Origin of the sequence: Geodermatophilus obscurus, assembly GCF_900115395.1 — a bacterium.
Classification (GTDB): domain Bacteria; phylum Actinomycetota; class Actinomycetes; order Mycobacteriales; family Geodermatophilaceae; genus Geodermatophilus; species Geodermatophilus obscurus_B.
The window spans coordinates 147,460-165,370 of record NZ_FOWE01000007.1 but is presented as its reverse complement, the minus strand read 5'-3'; the positions used below and the strand labels follow the sequence as shown (position 1 = coordinate 165,370).

The window sequence follows — 17,911 nt, the reverse complement described above, 5'->3', positions numbered from 1 at the left end:
GTGGCCGGCTCCCTCCGCGCGCTGCGGCGCCGCATCCGCTCCACGCAGTCGACGAAGAAGATCTTCTCGGCGCAGGAGCTGATCGCCGGTGCCCGCATCGTGCGCGCCCAGGCCCGGGTGGAGGCCTCCAAGCCCTACGCCCGGGAGATCACCCGGGTGCTGGGCGCACTGGCCTCGTCGGCGTCCCTCGAGCACCCGCTGCTCAACGAGCGGACCGAGACGCGCCGCGCGGCGGTCCTGGTGGTCACCTCCGACCGCGGGTTCGCCGGCTCGTACAACGTCAACGTCCTGCGTCGCACCGAGGAGCTGCTCGGCACCCTGCGCCAGCAGGGCAAGGAGCCGGTGCTCTACGTCGTCGGGCGCAAGGGGGAGACGTACTACTCCTTCCGCGACCGCCCCGTGGAGCAGACGTTCACCGGCTTCTCCGAGCAGCCGGCCTACTCCGACGCGCAGGACGTCGGTCGGGCGCTGATCGGCGTCTTCACCCCCGGTGAGGACGCCGACCGCAGCGGGGCCGTGGACGAGGTCCACATCGTCTACACCGAGTTCCGCTCGCTGCTCGCGCAGGTCCCGGTCGCCTCGCGGCTCGCGCCCGTCGACACCGAGGACCTCGAGCGCGGCGAGGACGGCGACGGCGAGGGCCGGCCGACCGGCGACAGCGGTGTGCCCACGTCCTACGAGTTCGAGCCCTCGCCCGAGGCGCTGCTGGACTCGCTGCTGCCGAAGTACGTCACCACCCGCGTCTACGCGGCGCTGCTCGAGGCCGCGGCCTCGGAGTCGGCCTCGCGCCGGCGGGCGATGAAGTCGGCGTCCGACAACGCCGAGGAACTGGCCAAGAACCTGTCGCGCCAGGCCAACCAGGCCCGGCAGGCGGAGATCACCCAGGAGATCAGCGAGATCGTCGGCGGCGCCGACGCGCTCGTCTCGGCCGGCTCCGACGACTGACCGACCGTCCCCCGCCGCTCCGGCGGCGGGGACACTGGAACTGCGACACCACCGAAGCCCGAGGGCAGGAGAGCACTCCCCATGACCGTCACCGAGGACCGTCCGACCACCCCGTCGACGCAGGGCACCGGCCGCGTCGTCCGGGTCACCGGGCCGGTCGTCGACGTCGAGTTCCCGCGCGACGCGATGCCCGACCTGTTCAACGCCCTGCACGTCGACGTGACCCTCGCCGACCTGGGCAAGACGCTCACCCTCGAGGTCGCCCAGCACCTGGGTGACAACGTAGTGCGCACGATCTCCATGGCGCCGACCGACGGCCTGGTCCGCGGTGCCCAGGTGTCCGACACCGGGTCCGCGATCTCGGTGCCCGTCGGCGAGGGCGTCACCGGCCACGTCTTCAACGCCCTCGGCGAGTGCCTCGACACCCCCGGCTACGGCCAGGACCTCAAGCGCTGGACGATCCACCGGCACGCGCCGCGGTTCGACCAGCTCGAGGGCCGCACCGAGCTCCTCGAGACCGGCATCAAGGTCATCGACCTGCTGACGCCCTACGTGGCCGGCGGGAAGATCGGCCTGTTCGGTGGGGCCGGCGTGGGCAAGACCGTCCTCATCCAGGAGATGATCCGCCGCGTCGCCCAGGAGTTCGGTGGCGTGTCGGTGTTCGCCGGCGTCGGCGAACGCACCCGCGAGGGCAACGACCTCATCACCGAGATGACGGAGTCCGGCGTCATCAACTCCACGGCACTGGTGTTCGGCCAGATGGACGAGCCGCCGGGCACCCGCCTGCGGGTCGCCCTGTCGGCGCTGACCATGGCCGAGTACTTCCGGGACGAGCAGAACCAGGACGTGCTGCTCTTCATCGACAACATCTTCCGGTTCACCCAGGCCGGGTCCGAGGTCTCCACGCTGCTGGGCCGCATGCCCTCCGCGGTGGGTTACCAGCCGACCCTCGCCGACGAGATGGGCGAGCTGCAGGAGCGGATCACCTCGACCCGCGGTCACTCGATCACCTCGCTGCAGGCGATCTACGTGCCCGCCGACGACATCACCGACCCGGCGCCGCACACCACCTTCGCCCACCTCGACGCGACGACGGTGCTCTCCCGGCCGATCTCGGAGAAGGGCATCTACCCGGCCGTGGACCCGCTGGACTCCACCAGCCGGATCCTCGACCCGCAGTACGTCGGGCAGGAGCACTACCAGGTCGCGCAGACGGTCAAGCAGATCCTGCAGCGCTACCAGGAGCTCCAGGACATCATCGCGATCCTCGGCATCGACGAGCTCTCCGAGGAGGACAAGGTCACCGTGCAGCGCGCGCGGCGGATCGAGCGGTTCCTCTCGCAGAACATGTTCGTGGCGGAGGCCTTCACCGGTCAGCCCGGCTCGTTCGTGCCGCTGTCGGAGACCCGCGAGGCCTTCAAGGCGCTCACCGAGGGCAACTACGACCACGTGCCCGAGCAGGCCTTCTTCATGTGCGGTGGTCTCGAGGACCTCGAGCGCAACGCGCAGAAGCTCAAGCGCGGCTGACGAAGGACCCCCTTGCCCCCGCCACTCGCGAGCTCGCGGCGGGGCCCTGCGAGGAGGCCGTTCCAGTCGGTTGCGTGCGACGGCCGGGTACCCCCGTTCGGGTACCCGGCCGTCGTGCGTCCGGGGGCGTCCTGGCGCGACCCGACGGCCTGGAGCGGAGCGGTGACGGTGCAGGGTCCCGCGCTCACCTGGTCGTCGCGCCCGTGACACTTCCGTGACCTGCGCGGATGCACATCTGCGGGTGCCCGCTCACGGAGCGTCGGGACGAGCCAGGGCGTCACCGTTCGAGTGATTGGCGACCGGCTGGTCGTGGGCAGGGCTCTGGCGGATGACCCTCAAGCACGGGAGCCTCCCTGCCGATCGAGCAGGTGGCGCCCGGAGGGACCGGACGCGCGGCGCGGGAGAGAACGATGGACTGGCTGGACGGGACGAGCACGCAGGGCACGGTGAGCCCGCTGCCGCTCAGTACTCCGGACCCCGGCTGGACGTGGCCCCCGTCGGCACCGGTCTCCCACGTCACCGACATCCGCTACGACACCGACGAGTGGGCGCCGGCCTCGACCGTCTACCACCCCTGGGTGCGCGTCGGCCGCTGGACCCTGCTCTACCGCCGCGCCGCCTGACGCGGGTCCTCGCCCGCGGCGTCGCCCGCCGACCCGGACGGGTGGTGCCGCGCCACCCGCACCGGGCGCCCGGTCCGGCGCGACTAGAGTGGGAGCGACCGTCGCCGTGCCCGCATCCCGGCCGGCGTCCCAGCACCGCAGCGTCGGTGGACCCGGAGGAGTGTCGTGGCGACCCTGCAGGTCGAGTTGGTGGCCGTCGAGCGGACGATCTGGTCGGGCGAGGCCAGCATGGTCATCGCCCGCACCACCGAGGGTGAGCTCGGCGTCCTGCCCGGCCACGCACCGCTGCTCGGCGAGCTCGCGCCCGGCGGCGTGGTCACCATCCGCAGCACGCAGGGCGAGGACGTCGTCGCGGCGGCCCACGGCGGGTTCCTCTCGGTGACCCCGGAGGGCGTCTCCATCCTGGCCGAGACCGCCGAGATCAGCTCCGAGATCGACGTCGAGCGCGCGCGGGAGGCCCTCCGCCGCGCCGAGCAGGACGCGGACGACCCCGAGCAGCTCGCCGCCGCCCGCCGCGCCCAGTCCCGGCTCCGCGCTGCCGGCCAGTCCGTCTGAGGGAGGACCCTCGTGCCCCCCGGCCCCCGCTCCGCACGGCGCGGGCCCCTGCACGAGGGCCGTCCTGACGTCCCCGCCACCCCGCGGTGACCACCGCCGTCCTCGTCCTCGCCGGGGTGCTGGTGGTCGCCCTGGTGATCGGGTTCCTGGTCCGCCGCCGCCTGCTGCTCATGGGCCTGGGCGCCGTGACCATGTGGCTGCGCCCGGTGGGCAGCTCGCGCTGGTCGGTGGGCGTCGCCTGGTACGGCGGGGACGCCCTGCTGTGGTACCGCGCGCTGTCGCTCTCGGTGCGCCCGCAGCAGCGGCTGTGCCGGACGGAGTTCCGGGTGGCCGGCCGCCGCGGCCCGGGGCGTGACGACGTCGCCCTGCCCGACGACGCCGTCGTCCTCACCTGCCAGACCGGCAGCGGCCCCAAGGAGCTGGCCATGGACACCTCGACGGTGACCGGCTTCCTCTCCTGGCTCGAGTCCGCCCCGCCCGTCCACTAGCGGGACGGCCGGGGATCAGCCCCGGGCGGCCCGCTGGGCGTGCACGCCGCTGTGCGCCCCCGGCTCCCAGAGCACGTCGCCGTCCGGGTTGGCCTCCCGGGCGAGGATGAACAGCAGGTCCGACAGCCGGTTGAGGTAGCGCGCCGTCTCGGCGTTGGTGCGCTCCCCGTCGGCCTCCAGCAGCGCCCAGACGCTGCGCTCGGCGCGCCGCACCACCACCCGCGCCTGGTGCAGCAGCGCCGCCAGCGCCGTGCCCCCGGGCAGCACGAAGCTCGTCAGCCGCGGCAGCGCCTCGTTGTGCTCGTCGCAGGCCACCTCCAGCCGCTCGGTGTAGGCGGCGGTGATCCGCAGCGGCGGGTGCGGGGGGTCCGGGACGACCGGCGTGGAGAGGTCGGCGCCGACGTCGAACAGGTCGTTCTGCACGCTGCGCACCAGCTCGACGAGCTCCGGCGACGGCGACCCCAGCGCCAGCGCCAGGCCGAGCACGCTGTTGGCCTCGTCGACGTCGGCGTAGGCCACCAACCGCGGGTCGGTCTTCGACACCCGGCTCATGTCGCCGAGGTGCGTCTGCCCGGCGTCTCCGGTCTTCGTGTAGATGCGGGTGAGCCGGATGGTCATGGTCGCTGAGCCTATGTGGTGCCGCGGTCCGGGCCCGGGGCCCGGGCGGTCACCGGGAACCGGTCGCCCGCCCGCCGTAGGGTGGCCCGGTGCAGTGCTTCGAGGTGGCCGGCGGCACCCCGCTCAAGGGCCGGGTGCGCGTCACGGGGGCGAAGAACAGCGCCCTCAAGCTCATGGCGGCGGCCCTGCTGGCCCCCGGGCGGACCACCGTCGACGAGGTCCCCGACATCCTCGACGTCTCGATCATGAGCGAGGTGCTGCGCCGCCTGGGCTGCGGCGTCACCTACGAGCGCTCCGGGCAGCCCGGCGGCGGCGGGCGGGTCGTCGTCGACGTGCCGGAGGAGCCGGCCACCGAGACCGACTACGACCTCGTCCGCAAGATGCGGGCCTCGATCAGCGTGCTCGGGCCGCTCGTCGCCCGGTGCGGCAGCGCCAGGGTCGCCCTGCCCGGCGGTGACGCGATCGGCTCGCGCGGACTGGACATGCACATCTCCGGCCTCGAGCGGCTCGGCGCCTCGATCCACAGCGAGCACGGGTTCCTCGTCGCCACCGCGCCGAGGCTCACGGGCACCTCGATCTGGCTGGACTTCCCGTCGGTCGGCGCCACCGAGAACCTGCTCATGGCCGCCGTGCTCGCCGAGGGCACCACCGTCATCGACAACGCCGCACGCGAGCCGGAGATCGTCGACATCTGCTCGATGCTCACCGCGATGGGTGCCCGCATCGACGGCGCGGGCTCCTCGACGCTGACCATCGAGGGCGTCACCGGGCTGGAGCCGGTCGCCTACAGCACGGTGCCCGACCGGATCGTCGCCGGCACGTGGGCGATCGGGGCGGTCATGACCCGGGGCGACGTCGTGGTGGAGCGGGCGGTGGCCGAGCACCTCGCCGTCCCGCTGGACAAGCTGGTCAGCGCCGGCGCCACCGTTGAGGTGGTCCCCGACGGCGTCCGGGTGGCGATGGACGAGCGCCCGCGCGGGGTCGACGTCGTCACGCTGCCCTACCCCGGGTTCCCCACCGACCTGCAGCCGATGGCCGTGGCGCTGGCCGCGGTGTCCACCGGGACGGCCCTGATCACCGAGAACGTGTTCGAGGGCCGGTTCATGTTCGTCAACGAGCTGGTGCGGCTCGGTGCCGACGTCCGCATCGACGGCCACCACGCGGTGGTGCGCGGTCGTGAGCGGCTCTCCAGCGCGCCGGTGCTGGCCACCGACATCCGCGCCGGCGCCGGGCTGGTGCTTGCCGGGCTGCTCACCGACGGGGTGACCGAGGTGCAGGACGTGCACCACGTCGACCGCGGCTACCCCGACTTCGTCGACCTGCTGCAGGGCCTCGGCGCCGAGATCCGGCGGGTCGAGCGCGCCGGCTGACGGCGGGGCCGGGCCCGCTAGGCCGCGGGGAACGAGGCGGCGAGCTCGCGGGCGCGGGGGGCGTCCTCCGGGAACACCAGGACGTCGGCCCGGTGCGCCTCGGGGAAGCGGATCGTCGAGCGGATCCCGGCGTCGGAGAGCACCGCGCGCAGCGCCAGCGCCGACTCCCGCCGGGACAGGGTGGCCACGCGGGTCAGCAGGCCGTCGTCGGACGGGGTGGGACGGCGCCGGCGCATCCCGCCGGTGGAGCTCCCGCCGAACGCCCAGCGCATGAACAGCAGCAGCAGCACCATCACCACGATCGCGACGACCGGCCCCACGATGTAGCTCAGACTGCCCGGCTGCAGCACCTCCGCCTCCTCCCACCAGCGACGACCGGCACCCGCGCGGGCGGTCGTCCCCGTCCGAGTGTGCCACCGCGGGAGCCCCCCGACCGGGGCTGCTACTGGCCGGTAACTCCGCCTACACTCCGCGGGCATGCCGTTCCCTTCATCGCCGAAGGAGCGCGACCGCCCCTGGGTCATGCGCACCTATGCCGGTCACTCGTCCCCGGCCGAGTCCAACGCGCTGTACCGGCGCAACCTGGCCAAGGGGCAGACCGGGCTGTCGGTCGCCTTCGACCTGCCGACGCAGACCGGTTACGACCCCGACGACGAGCTCGCCGTCGGTGAGGTGGGCAAGGTCGGCGTCCCGGTCACGCACATCGGCGACATGCGGGCGCTCTTCGACGGCATCCCGCTCGACGGGATGAACACGTCGATGACCATCAACGCCACGGCGATGTGGCTGCTGGCGCTCTACCAGGCCGTCGCCGAGGAGCAGGGCCACGACGTCGCCGAGCTCGCGGGGACGACGCAGAACGACATCATCAAGGAGTACCTGTCGCGGGGGACCTACGTGTTCCCGCCCGGGCCCTCGATGCGGCTGATCACCGACATGGTCGCCTACACCGTGACGGCGATGCCGAAGTGGAACCCGATCAACATCTGCAGTTACCACCTGCAGGAGGCCGGGGCCACGCCGGTGCAGGAGATCGCCTACGCGATGAGCACCGCGATAGCCGTCCTCGACTCGGTGCGCGACTCCGGGCAGGTGCCGCCGGAGCGCTTCGGCGAGGTGGTCGCGCGCATCTCCTTCTTCGTCAACGCGGGCGTCCGCTTCGTCGAGGAGATGTGCAAGATGCGCGCCTTCACCCAGCTCTGGGACGAGCTGACGCGGGAGCGCTACGGCGTGCAGGACCCCAGGCACCGGCGGTTCCGCTACGGGGTGCAGGTCAACTCCCTCGGCCTGACCGAGGCGCAGCCGGAGAACAACGTCCAGCGGATCGTGCTGGAGATGCTCGCGGTCACCCTCTCCCGCGACGCGCGCGCCCGCGCCGTGCAGCTGCCGGCGTGGAACGAGGCGCTGGGCCTGCCCCGCCCCTGGGACCAGCAGTGGTCGCTGCGGCTGCAGCAGGTGCTCGCCTTCGAGACCGACCTGCTCGAGTACGAGGACCTGTTCACCGGGTCGGTCGTGGTGGAGCGGAAGGTCGCCGAGCTCGTCGAGGGCGCCCGTGCCGAGATCGCCCGGGTGCAGGAGATGGGCGGCGCGGTGGCCGCCGTCGAGTCCGGCTACATGAAGGGCCAGCTGGTCGGCTCCCTGGCCGAGCGGCGCCGCCGGATGGAGAGCGGGGACGACGTCGTGGTCGGCGTCAACCGGTTCCACGGCACCGAGCCCAACCCGCTCACGGCCGACCTCGACGCCGCGATCATGGTCGTCGACCCGGCGGTGGAGGCCGCCGCGCAGGAGGCCGTGCGGAGGTGGCGGGCCGACCGCGACCCGGAGCCGGTCCGCAAGGCCCTGGACGCGCTGCGCGAGGCGGCGTCCTCCGACGCGAACCTGGTGCCCGCCACCCTCGACTGCGCCCGGGCGGGCGTGACGACGGGGGAGTGGGCCGGCGTGCTGCGCGAGGTGTTCGGCGAGTACCGCGCGCCCACCGGGGTCACCGCGGCGACCGGCGGCGGCGAGGCCGACGAGACGCTGGTGCAGGTGCGCGAGCGGGTCCGGGCCACCGGCGAGGAGCTCGGCGGGCGGCTGCGGTTCCTCGTGGGCAAGCCAGGGCTCGACGGGCACTCCAACGGCGCCGAGCAGATCGCCGTGCGGGCCCGCGACGCCGGCTTCGAGGTCGTCTACCAGGGCATCCGGCTCACGCCCGCGCAGATCGTGTCGGCCGCCGTCGAGGAGGACGTGCACGTCGTCGGGCTGTCGGTGCTGTCCGGGTCGCACCTGCAGGTCGTCCCGGCGGTGCTGCGCGGGCTGCGCGAGGCCGGGCTGGACGACGTGCCGGTCGTCGTCGGCGGGATCATCCCCGACAGCGACGCGCGGCGGCTGCGCGCGCAGGGTGTGGCGCGGGTGTTCACGCCCAAGGACTTCGGCCTCACCGACATCATGGGCCAGGTCGTCGACGTCGTCCGCGAGGCCAACGGCCTCGACGAGCGGGTGCCGGCACCCGCCTGAGACGGGACGCCGCCTGGGGTCGGGTGCGCGTCAGGGCTCGACGACGCCGCCCCCGGTGGCGCTGCGGCGGGCGGCGTCGAGGACCGCGGCGGTGGCGACGGCGTCCCGCGGGTCGACCGGCACCGGGCCGGCACCGCGGACCGCGGCGGCGAACGCGGGGTAGAAGGTGTCCCAGCGGCCGCGCTCGGTGGGCACCACGGTGCCCTCGTCGCCGCGGCGCAGCCGGCCCCAGCGCTCCTCGGGCTCGGCGCCCCAGCGCTCGCCGAGCGTGGCCGGCGTGTGCCCGGCGAGCAGCGCGTCCTCCTGGCCGTCCATCGGCCCGCCGACGACGTAGGCGGCCTCGGTGCCGGTGACACGGAACCGCTCGCCGGGCGCGCCCTGACTCCAGCTGCCCCACAGGTGCGACCGGGCGCCGCCGGCGTGGGTCAGCGCGACGAACACGTCGTCGTCGCGGCCGCTGCCGCGCAGCCGCCACTCCGCGTAGACGCCGGTCACCGGGCCCAGCAGCACCAGGGCCTGGTCGACCAGGTGGCTGCCGAAGTCGAGCAGCGTGCCGCCGCCCGCGGCCGGCGGGCCGGGCTCGGGCGCGAACCGCTCGAAGCGGGACTCGAACCGGGTGACCGTGCCGAGCCTGCCGGCGTCGACGAGCGCGCGGACGGTGCGGAAGTCGGAGTCCCAGCGGCGGTTCTGGTACGGCGCCAGCGGCAGCCCGCGGGCCGCGGCGAGCTCCACGCTGCCCCGGGCGGCCGGGGCGTCGAGGGCGAACGGCTTGTCGCAGACCACCGCCAGGCCCAGGCCGAGCGCCTGCTCGGTCAGCGGCGTGTGCGTGTCGGCCGGGGTGGAGATCGCCACCGCCTCCGCGCCGGCGCCGGCCAGCTCCTCCAGCGAGCCGAAGGTGCGCAGGCCGGGGTGCTCGGCGGCCACCTGGGCGCGCCGCTCGGCGGAGGTGGTCACCACGCCGAGCAGGTCGACCTCCGGCGCGGCGGCCAGCAGGGGGGCGTGGAACCACCGGCCGCCGAAACCGTAGCCGACCAGTCCGAAGCGCACGGGGTGCATGCGGCGATCATGCCCCGGCGTCAGCGCAGGCGGGGTCCGAAGCGCACGTCGACGCCGGGGGAGAACAGCACGCTGTCCGGCGGGCCGCCGACACCGGGCAGGCCGGCCGCGGCGAGCAGGTCACCGTCCCAGGTCAGCAGCTCGGCGCGGTGCAGCGGCCAGGTGGGGTGCTCGTTGGGCCAGTAGAGGGTGCGGCCGAGTGTCGACTGGTGCAGGCCCCACCGGCCGGTGAGGAAGCGCTCGAGCGGGCCGGGGTCGGTCAACGCCTCGCCGACGCGCAGCTCGACCCGCCCGCCGGCGCTGCGCGGTCCGGGCCAGCGGCGGCGCGAGTCGTAGGCGACCCGGTCGCCGTCGCGGGTGAACCGCATGCGCGCCCACAGGTAGGGCAGCCCGGCCGCCCGGGCGACCAGGACGGGCAGCAGCCGGTCGGCGTCGAGGGAGCGGAAGACGACGCCGCGGCGGCCCTGCCCGTCGACCGAGTACAGCCGCACGTTGGTCTCGAGGAAGGACCCGACCCACGGCAGGCCCGGCGAGCCGAGGACGCCGATGCGGCGCATGCGGAAGGGCACCAGGCCGACCCAGCTGCGGCCGTCGTGCACGTCGGGCCGGGTGCCGGCCGGCAGCAGCGGCGCGACGACGGCGGGGTCGACCGCCCAGTGGACGAAGGCGACGTCGCGCCAGCCCTGCGTGAACAACGCCCGCCCGGCCGGACGGGACGCGGTGTCGGTGATCTCCTCGGGCTGCACGACCCCCAGCCTCCCCACCGCCGTTGCCGCCCGGGGAGGATGCGTGGTGAGGTCGGTCACATGAGCGCCGAGGGAGCCCCACGGGTCGAGCGCGACGGCGATGTCGTCCGCATCACGATGTGCCGGCCGCAGCGGCGCAACGCGCTGTCCCGCGACCACCTGCAGCAGCTGCTGGCCGCGGTGACGGAGGTGGGGGAGAGCGACGCCGCCGGCATCGTGCTCGCCGCGGAGGGGCCGGTGTTCAGCGCCGGGCACGACTTCCGCGACGTCCTCGACGCGCCGCTGCCCGAGGTGCGCAGCCTGCTGGCGCTGTGCACCGAGCTGATGCAGGCCCTGGAGCACGTGCCGCAGGTCGTCGTCGCCCGGGTGCACGCGCTGGCGACCGCCGCCGGGTGCCAGCTCGTGGCCTCCTGCGACCTCGCCGTCGCGGGGGAGTCGGCGGCCTTCGCCGCCCCCGGGGGCAAGGGCGGCTGGTTCTGCCACACGCCGATGGTCCCCATCGCCCGCAACGTCGGGCGCAAGCGCGCGATGGAGCTGGCCCTCACCGGCGACGTCATCGACGCCCGCACCGCGCTGGACTGGGGCCTGGTGAACCGGGTGGTGCCCGACGACGGCCTCGACGCCGCCGTCGACGACCTCATGGCACGCGCCACCCGGGGGTCGCGGGCCAGCAAGGCGTGGGGCAAGCAGACGATGTACGCCCAGCTCGACCGTCCCGAGCGCGACGCCTACGCCACCGCGATCGAGGTCATGGCCGCGGCCAGCCGCATCGACGGTGCGCGGGAGGGCATGCGCTCGTTCCTGGAGAAGCGCCCGCCGGTCTGGACCGACTAGGACGCGGTCAACCGGCGAGGTCGGCGCAGCCGGTCTCGTGCGGCAGCACCGGCCGGAAAGCGATCGACCAGCGGCTGCCGTCGGCGGCCACCCACGGGGTGAGCGCGTTGGCCGAGGCGGCCGCCGCCAGCACGTCGGCGGCCTGCTGCCCGGTCGCGCTCACGCAGGTCAGGCCGGCGCCCAGTGGGCTGCCCGGCAGCTCCGGTCCCGGCCAGGCGACGTCGGGCTGCGGCAGCTCCGGGTCGCCGCCGCTGTAGGGGCGGACGACCGCGGCCACGGTCTGCGGCCGGTAACCCTCGCCCTCCCCGTCCACGGCGGTGAGCTCCTCGACCAGGCCCTGCAGCCGATCCCGGGCCCCGGCCTGCTCGGCGGTCAGGGTGTCGGCGGGGGTCTCGCTGAGCGCGTAGACGTCCCGGACGGTGGTGCCCTCCGCGGTGACCAGGGTGAACCGGGTGGTCGGGGCGTCGGCGACCGGCGGCTCGCCGAGGTCGCCGGTCCCCGTCACCCCGGCCGCGACGGCCCGGTCGACGAGGTCGCGGACGGTGGCCTCGTCGACCCGGTGCACCTGCACGTTCGGCAGGGCGGGCGCCGGCCAGATCTCGATCTGCGGGCCCTGGGTCAGCACCCGTCCGTCGCCGTAGACGCTGACCACGGGCAGCCGGGACGCCAGCTCCTCCGGCGTCGTGTAGCCGCCGGTGAGGGCCACCTGCAGCACCAGCCCGGTCGGGAGCGGTGCCGACGACGACGGCGCCGCGGTGTCCCCGCCGCTCCCGGCGCAGGCGGACAGGGCCAGCGCGACCGCCAGCAGGGACGCACCGCGCACGGTCGACGTCGTCGTCACGCTCCTGCCACGCCCGGCCCGCCTGCACGGTTCCCGTCGTGACCCGACCGGTACCGTCGGCGCCCGTGCGCCTGGTCATCGCCCGTTGCTCGGTGGACTACATCGGGCGGCTCACCGCCCATCTGCCCCTCGCCACGCGGCTGCTGCTGGTCAAGGCCGACGGCTCGGTGTCGGTGCACGCCGACGACCGCGCCTACAAGCCGCTCAACTGGATGAGCCCGCCCTGCACCCTGAAGGACGAGCTCGTCGACGGGGCGGGCACGTGGACGGTCACCAACAAGGCCGGCGAGCAGCTCGTCATCACGATCGAGGCGGTCGAGCACGACTCCTCCCACGAGCTCGGCGTCGACCCGGGCCTGCAGAAGGACGGCGTCGAGGCGGAGCTGCAGCGGCTGCTGGCGCTGCACGTGGAGACGTTCGGGGAGGGCTGGCAGCTGGTGCGCCGCGAGTACCCGACGGCGATCGGCCCGGTCGACCTGCTCTGCCGCGACGCCGGCGGCGCGACCGTGGCGGTGGAGATCAAGCGGCGCGGGGAGATCGACGGCGTCGAGCAGCTCACCCGCTACCTCGAGCTGCTCAACCGCGACCCGCTGCTGGCCCCGGTCAAGGGCGTCTTCGCCGCGCAGGAGATCAAGCCGCAGGCGCGGGTGCTCGCCGCCGACCGCGGCATCGACTGCCTGACCGTCGACTACGCCGTGCTCAAGGGCACGGACGACCCGACCCAGCGCCTCTTCTAGCGATCGCCACGAGGCGGTCGGCGACCTCGGCGACCGGGGCGCGGGTGTCGACCTCGGCGTCCGCCGCGGCGCGGAGGGTCCTCGCGCCAGAGCTGTTCCGGCCGGGCCTCCGCGGCCGACCGCACCTCGACGCCGTAGCCCCCGTGGTCGGTGTCGACGACGCGGAGGCCGCGCCGGGCCGGCTCGGCCGGACCGTCGACGTGCCGGTGCCGGACGTGCCGGTGACCAGGATCGCGACCACCCCGGGGACGGTAGCGGGGCCGCCACCCACGAGCGGGGCCCCGCCGTCGGGGTGGGAGACTCCGGGGGTCCAACGGGCGTGAGGAGACGGCAGCGTGGCCAGAGAACTGACCGAGGTCGGCGTGGTGGGACTGGGCACGATGGGTGCCGGGATCGCCGAGGTGCTGGCCCGCGCGGGCCTGTCGGTGACGGCCGTGGAGGTCAGCGAGGGCGCCCTCGAGCGCGGCCGTGGCCACGTCGAGCAGTCGACGGGCAGGGCCGTCGCGCGCGGCAAGCTCGACCCCGCCGACCGCGACGCCATCCTCGGCCGGATCCGCTTCTCCACCTCGCTGGAGGACCTGTCCGCCGCCGAGCTGGTCATCGAGGCGGTGCCCGAGCGGATGGAGCTCAAGACGGAGCTCTTCGCGGAGCTGGACAAGATCTGCCCGCCGGACACCATCCTGGCGACCAACACCTCGAGCCTGTCGGTCACCGAGCTGTCGGTGGCCACCGGCCGGCCGAGCAAGGTCATCGGGATGCACTTCTTCAACCCGGCGCCGGTCATGAAGCTGGTCGAGATCGTGCGCACCGTGGTCACCGAGCCCTCCGTCGTCGAGGACGTCGAGGCCCTGGCCGCGCGGCTGGGCAAGGTCGACGTGACGATCGGCGACAAGGCCGGGTTCATCGCCAACGCGCTGCTGTTCGGCTACCTCAACCACGCGGTCTCGATGTACGAGAACCGCTACGCCAGCCGCGAGGACCTCGACGCGGCCATGCGGCTGGGCTGCGGCCTGCCGATGGGCCCGCTGGCCCTCATGGACCTCATCGGCATCGACACCGCCTACGAGATCCTCGACACGATGTACAAGCAGTCGCGCGACCGGCTGCACGCGCCGAGCCCGGTGATCAAGCAGATGATGACCGCGGGCCTGCTGGGCCGGAAGTCCGGCCGCGGCTTCTACACCTACGCCGGCCGCGACTCCGCCGAGGTCGTCCCCGACGACGCGACCCCCGCGCCCGGCACCGCCGCCCAGGGCGCCCGCTCGGTGTCGCTGGTCGGCGTCGTCGGCTCCGGGACGATGGCCACCGGCATCGTCGAGGTGGTCGCCAAGGGCGGCTACGACGTGCTGTTCCAGGCCCGCTCGCCGGAGAAGGTCGAGGCGGTCCGCACCGCGCTGCAGAGGTCGCTGGACAAGCAGGTCGCCCGCGGGCGCCTCGACGAGGCCGGCCGCGACGAGGTCCTCGGCCGGGTGCGCGGCACCACGTCGCTGGACGACCTCGCCGACCGTGACCTGGTGATCGAGGCCGTCGTCGAGTCGCTGCCGGTCAAGCAGGCGCTCTTCGCCGCGCTCGGCGAGATCGCCAAGCCCGGCGCCGTCCTCGCCACGACGACGTCGAGCCTGCCCGTCATCGAGTGCGCCAAGGCCAGCGAGCGGCCCGCCGACGTCGTCGGCCTGCACTTCTTCAACCCCGCGCCGGTGATGAAGCTGGTCGAGGTGGTCAGCACCATCGCCACCGCTCCCGATGTCGCGGCCACCGCCCACGCGGTCTGCGCCCGGCTGGGCAAGCACGCGGTCTCCTGCTCCGACCGGGCCGGGTTCATCGTCAACGCGCTGCTGTTCCCCTACCTCAACGACGCGGTGAAGATGCTCGAGGCGCACTATGCGACCGCTGACGACATCGACGCCGCGATGAAGGTCGGCTGCGGCTACCCGATGGGCCCCTTCGAGCTGCTCGACGTCGTGGGCCTCGACGTGTCGCTGGCCATCGAGCGGGAGCTCTACACCGAGTTCCGCGAGCCCGGCTTCGCCCCGGCGCCGCTGCTCGAGCACCTGGTGACCGCCGGGTACCTCGGCCGCAAGACCGGGCGCGGGTTCCGTGACCACTCCTCGCGCTGACCACCTCCGGCGCTGAGGTGCCCCGCAGGGGACGTCGCGCCGGCGGGGGACGGCCCGGCGGCCGCCCCCCGCTCGCCCGTCCCGACCCGGTCGAGGAGGCCGGCGACGGCGACTGGGTGGTCCGGTCGCTGAGCGGTGCGGCGAGCACCAAGTCCTACCGCTGCCCGGGCTGCGACCAGGAGGTCCGGCCCGGCACGCCGCACCTGGTGACCTGGCCGGCCTATCCCAGCGGCTCCGACCTCGACCCCTGGGACACCGACTCCGCCGCCGACCTGCGCCGGCACTGGCACACCGCCTGCTGGCGGGCCCGCGACCGCCGGCGCTAAGCGGCGCGCGCGAAGACCACCACGTTGTCCGCGTAGCTGCGCGCCGCGCGGTCGAAGTCGCCGCCGCAGGTGACCAGCCGCAGCTGCGCGTCCGCCGTCGGCCCGTAGACGGCGTCGGTCGGGAACGCGTCCTTGGGGTGCCGTTCCACCCGGTCCACCGTGAAGCGGGCCGTCGTGCCGTCGGACCGGTCCACGAGGACCTCGTCGCCGGCGGAGAGCTCCTGCAGGCGGAAGAACACCGCCGGCCCGACGCGGGAGTCGACGTGCCCGGCGAGGACCGCGGGACCGACGTCGCCCGGCGCGGGTCCCTGCGCGTACCAGCCGGCCAGCGCGGGGCCGGCCGGCGCCTCGAGCGCGCCGGCGGCGTCGAGGCCCAGGTCGACCAGCCCGCTGTCCACGCCGATGGCCGGCACCCGCACCCGCAGCGGCACCACCCCGGCCGCCGGTGGCCGCGCGGCCAGGACGACCGGGCCCGACGCCGGTGCGGCGTCCGCCGGGGGAGCCGACCCGGGTACGAGCAGGACCACGGTGCCGGTGCCGGCCGCGAGCAGGGCGAGGACCAGCCGCAGCAGGACCGCTCCCTGCCGGCGCGGCGCGCGGTGCCGCGGCCGGGGCGCCCCGGCGCGGCGCCGGGCCGGGACGGTCACCGGGTCCCGGTAGGAGCGGCGTGCCGCGACCGGGCCGCCGTGCGCCGCGTGGCCGCCACGAGCCCCGCCCCGGCCACCAGCGACCCGCCCCCGGCGGTGAGGACGACGGACAGCAGCGACGGGCTCCCGGCCCCGGCCGTACCGCCCGCACCGGCCTCCACGCCGCCGGAGGGGACGACGCCGGGGCCGGCGGCGTCCAGCACCGCATGCACGGTGAGCCCGCCTCCGGGACGGTCGAGCACCAGCACGCTGTAGACCGAGCCGGCCCGCACCTCGACGGGCAGCTCGGTGGGCTGCCCGCCCTCCGGGGTCACCGTGATCGAGGTGGCGCCGGCGGGGACGTCGACGTACCCGGTCGTGTCGGCGAAGGCGACGTCGGTGGCCACCGCCCCGCCACCGGGCACGGCGACGTCGAGCGGGGGTGCGGTGGAGGCCGCCGCGATGACCCGCAGCCGGGAGGAGCCGGGCGCCGGCCGCGTGAGGTCGTCCTCGAGCACCTCCAGTCCGAGGTCGGCGAAGGGGCCGACCCCGGCCACGGTGTGGGCCGTGCCCGGGCCCACCTCCACCGTCGTGGAGAGCACCGGTGGGCCGGCCGCGTCGGCGCCCGCGGCCCGCATGCTGATCGCGTAGGTGCCGGCCGGGACGCTCTGGTAGTCCGACACGGTGCCGTAGCCGACCCCCGGGAAGACCTGCTCGGCCGCCGGGTCGGCGACCGACTCGACGTACACGTCGACCGCGGGGGTGTCGGGGGACAGGTGCGCCAGCCTCAGCAGCCCGCCCTCCGCCGCCGTCGCGGCCGGTAGCGGCAGCCCGGCGACGGCGGCCGCCACGGCCACCACCGTCAGGATCCGGCTCGTCCTCGTGATCGCCCTCGTCCTCGCCACCGCCACCGTGCCTCCCCGTGTCCGTCCCCGGACGTCGGCAGCGCCGTGCGACCGGGGGCGACACCACGTCTACCCGCTCGCTCCGGGGCGCGCACCCCGGGCCGGTCACCGGGTGGCGTCGGCGACGAGGGAGTCGGGCGCCGGGACGTAGTGGAAGGACACCAGCACCCCGTCGTCGCCGACCTGCACGTCGTCGGGCGTGAACGGGGGCAGCTGGGCGGCCAGCCACCCGCGCAGCCGCTCGGTGGCCGCCGGGTCGGCGGGCACGGGTGCGCCGCCGAGGGTGTCGAGCAGCGCCCGCCGCGCCGGCGTCGCGGTGCCCTCCTCGCCGGGCAGCGGGGGCAGGGCCGCGATCCCGACTCCCTCACCCGCGGCGAGCGCGGCCAGCAGGCTGAGCAGCCGCAGGTCGACCTCCCCGGACTGCAGGACCGCCGCCACGGCGGGGTCGGCGCCGGTGGTCGGGTTGGCCAGCAGCGCCGCTGCCAGCGACCGCCGCCGCTCGCGCTGCTCGGCGGTCGGCTCGCCGGGCCGTGGATCGACCACCAGGAGCTCGCTGCCCTCCCCGGGCCGGTCGAACCGGGCGACCACCCGCGAGCCGGGCGGCGCCGGGCCGGCGACGGCGAGCAGGCTGCCGGACGCGTCGGCGTCCTCGGCCGGGCGCAGCCGGTCGGCGGGGACACCCTGGCCGGTCAGGTCCTCGCGGACGTCGGCGGACGCGGCCAGGGCGGTCGACCGCGGCAGCGCGGCGGCCAGCCACTCCGCCGGCCCCGGCCCACCCGGTGCCGGTGCGGCGGACGACGGTGTCGCCGCGGGGGTGCCGCCGTCGCCGGCCGGCCGCGTCACCAGGGCGGCCACGACGACGGACGCCGTCAGGACGAGGGCGAGGAGGCTGCCGCGGGCGAGCAGGCCGGACCACCACGGGCGCTGCCGGTGCCGCGCCCGGCGGGGGACGCGGGGGAGCGCCGCCGACCGGGCCGAGTGCGGGGCGTCGTCGGGGGCGGCGTGGCGGGGTCCGCACGCCGGACCGGGTCTCCCCGGTCCGGCGGTGTCAGGCACCTGTCCTGCCTACCCTGCCGCGGCGCCGTCCGCGCGGGCGGACGG

General features: G+C 75.1%; 19 protein-coding genes. 11 read left to right on the top strand and 8 right to left on the bottom strand.

Annotated elements, in window-relative coordinates; all coding sequences use genetic code 11:
• The 5 genes from BM165_RS15180 (at position 1) to BM165_RS15160 (ending at position 4,138) form a co-directional block, all read left to right on the top strand.
• On the top strand, positions 1-945 hold the full coding sequence (locus BM165_RS15180) for a F0F1 ATP synthase subunit gamma (RefSeq protein WP_075014390.1): 945 nt from the start codon (positions 1-3) through the stop codon (positions 943-945).
• An 81-nt stretch (positions 946-1,026) separates the two neighbouring features.
• Positions 1,027-2,472, top strand: a complete 1,446-nt coding sequence (gene atpD / locus BM165_RS15175) for a F0F1 ATP synthase subunit beta (RefSeq protein WP_075014389.1) — start codon at positions 1,027-1,029, stop codon at positions 2,470-2,472.
• Between the two features lie 410 nt (positions 2,473-2,882).
• A complete protein-coding gene (locus tag BM165_RS15170; protein ID WP_075014388.1) occupies positions 2,883-3,095 on the top strand; it encodes a hypothetical protein in 213 nt (70 codons plus the stop codon).
• A 165-nt stretch (positions 3,096-3,260) separates the two neighbouring features.
• Positions 3,261-3,650, top strand: coding sequence for a F0F1 ATP synthase subunit epsilon (locus BM165_RS15165; protein WP_075014387.1), 390 nt, complete (start codon positions 3,261-3,263; stop codon positions 3,648-3,650).
• 86 nt (positions 3,651-3,736) lie between these two features.
• Positions 3,737-4,138 carry a DUF2550 domain-containing protein gene (locus tag BM165_RS15160; protein WP_075014386.1) on the top strand — a complete coding sequence of 134 codons (402 nt, stop codon included), beginning with the start codon at positions 3,737-3,739 and terminating at the stop codon, positions 4,136-4,138.
• Positions 4,139-4,153: 15 nt separating this feature from the next.
• Here BM165_RS15160 and BM165_RS15155 read toward each other — a convergent pair whose 3' ends face one another.
• The gene (locus BM165_RS15155) at positions 4,154-4,756 is read right to left on the bottom strand and encodes a cob(I)yrinic acid a,c-diamide adenosyltransferase (protein WP_075014385.1); all 603 of its coding nucleotides are present in this window, start codon (positions 4,754-4,756) and stop codon (positions 4,154-4,156) included.
• 89 nt (positions 4,757-4,845) lie between these two features.
• On the opposite strand from BM165_RS15155, the gene murA reads away from it, so the two are divergent.
• The gene (murA, locus tag BM165_RS15150; protein WP_075014384.1) at positions 4,846-6,126 is read left to right on the top strand and encodes a UDP-N-acetylglucosamine 1-carboxyvinyltransferase; all 1,281 of its coding nucleotides are present in this window, start codon (positions 4,846-4,848) and stop codon (positions 6,124-6,126) included.
• A 17-nt stretch (positions 6,127-6,143) separates the two neighbouring features.
• On the opposite strand, the gene BM165_RS15145 is transcribed toward murA, so the two are convergent.
• A complete protein-coding gene (locus BM165_RS15145; protein ID WP_244274249.1) occupies positions 6,144-6,476 on the bottom strand; it encodes a hypothetical protein in 333 nt (110 codons plus the stop codon).
• Positions 6,477-6,603: 127 nt separating this feature from the next.
• On the opposite strand from BM165_RS15145, the gene BM165_RS15140 reads away from it, so the two are divergent.
• Positions 6,604-8,622, top strand: a complete 2,019-nt coding sequence (locus BM165_RS15140; RefSeq protein ID WP_075014383.1) for a protein meaA — start codon at positions 6,604-6,606, stop codon at positions 8,620-8,622.
• Between the two features lie 30 nt (positions 8,623-8,652).
• Here the strand turns inward: BM165_RS15140 and BM165_RS15135 are convergent, their stop codons facing one another.
• The gene (locus BM165_RS15135) at positions 8,653-9,678 is read right to left on the bottom strand and encodes a Gfo/Idh/MocA family protein (RefSeq protein ID WP_075014382.1); all 1,026 of its coding nucleotides are present in this window, start codon (positions 9,676-9,678) and stop codon (positions 8,653-8,655) included.
• A 20-nt stretch (positions 9,679-9,698) separates the two neighbouring features.
• A complete protein-coding gene (locus BM165_RS15130; RefSeq protein WP_075014381.1) occupies positions 9,699-10,424 on the bottom strand; it encodes a YqjF family protein in 726 nt (241 codons plus the stop codon).
• Positions 10,425-10,484: 60 nt separating this feature from the next.
• Between BM165_RS15130 and BM165_RS15125 the strand changes: the two genes are divergently transcribed.
• The gene (locus tag BM165_RS15125) at positions 10,485-11,258 is read left to right on the top strand and encodes an enoyl-CoA hydratase-related protein (RefSeq protein WP_075014380.1); all 774 of its coding nucleotides are present in this window, start codon (positions 10,485-10,487) and stop codon (positions 11,256-11,258) included.
• A 7-nt stretch (positions 11,259-11,265) separates the two neighbouring features.
• Here the strand turns inward: BM165_RS15125 and BM165_RS15120 are convergent, their stop codons facing one another.
• A complete protein-coding gene (locus BM165_RS15120; protein ID WP_083427383.1) occupies positions 11,266-12,099 on the bottom strand; it encodes a hypothetical protein in 834 nt (277 codons plus the stop codon).
• Positions 12,100-12,137: 38 nt separating this feature from the next.
• Here BM165_RS15120 and nucS point away from each other — a divergent pair, with 38 nt between their 5' ends.
• The 3 genes from nucS to BM165_RS15100 all read left to right on the top strand — a co-directional run bounded on the left by nucS (position 12,138) and on the right by BM165_RS15100 (position 15,279).
• The gene (gene nucS, locus BM165_RS15115; protein WP_244274248.1) at positions 12,138-12,836 is read left to right on the top strand and encodes an endonuclease NucS; all 699 of its coding nucleotides are present in this window, start codon (positions 12,138-12,140) and stop codon (positions 12,834-12,836) included.
• Positions 12,837-13,171: 335 nt separating this feature from the next.
• Positions 13,172-14,953 carry a 3-hydroxyacyl-CoA dehydrogenase family protein gene (locus tag BM165_RS15105; protein WP_075014377.1) on the top strand — a complete coding sequence of 594 codons (1,782 nt, stop codon included), beginning with the start codon at positions 13,172-13,174 and terminating at the stop codon, positions 14,951-14,953.
• 17 nt (positions 14,954-14,970) lie between these two features.
• A complete protein-coding gene (locus tag BM165_RS15100; protein WP_075014376.1) occupies positions 14,971-15,279 on the top strand; it encodes a hypothetical protein in 309 nt (102 codons plus the stop codon).
• Here BM165_RS15100 and BM165_RS15095 read toward each other — a convergent pair.
• The 3 genes from BM165_RS15095 to BM165_RS15085 form a co-directional block, all read right to left on the bottom strand.
• Positions 15,276-15,926 carry a class F sortase gene (locus BM165_RS15095; RefSeq protein ID WP_244274247.1) on the bottom strand — a complete coding sequence of 217 codons (651 nt, stop codon included), beginning with the start codon at positions 15,924-15,926 and terminating at the stop codon, positions 15,276-15,278. The two genes, BM165_RS15100 and BM165_RS15095, sit on opposite strands and share 4 nt — an antisense overlap.
• On the bottom strand, positions 15,923-16,756 hold the full coding sequence (locus BM165_RS15090; RefSeq protein ID WP_244274246.1) for a DUF4397 domain-containing protein: 834 nt from the start codon (positions 16,754-16,756) through the stop codon (positions 15,923-15,925). Before BM165_RS15090 ends, BM165_RS15095 begins: the two co-directional genes overlap by 4 nt.
• Before the next feature lie 159 nt (positions 16,757-16,915).
• Positions 16,916-17,866 (bottom strand): hypothetical protein, encoded by a 951-nt coding sequence (locus tag BM165_RS15085; protein ID WP_075014374.1) that lies wholly within the window; start codon positions 17,864-17,866, stop codon positions 16,916-16,918.
• Positions 17,867-17,911: the final 45 nt, after the last annotated feature.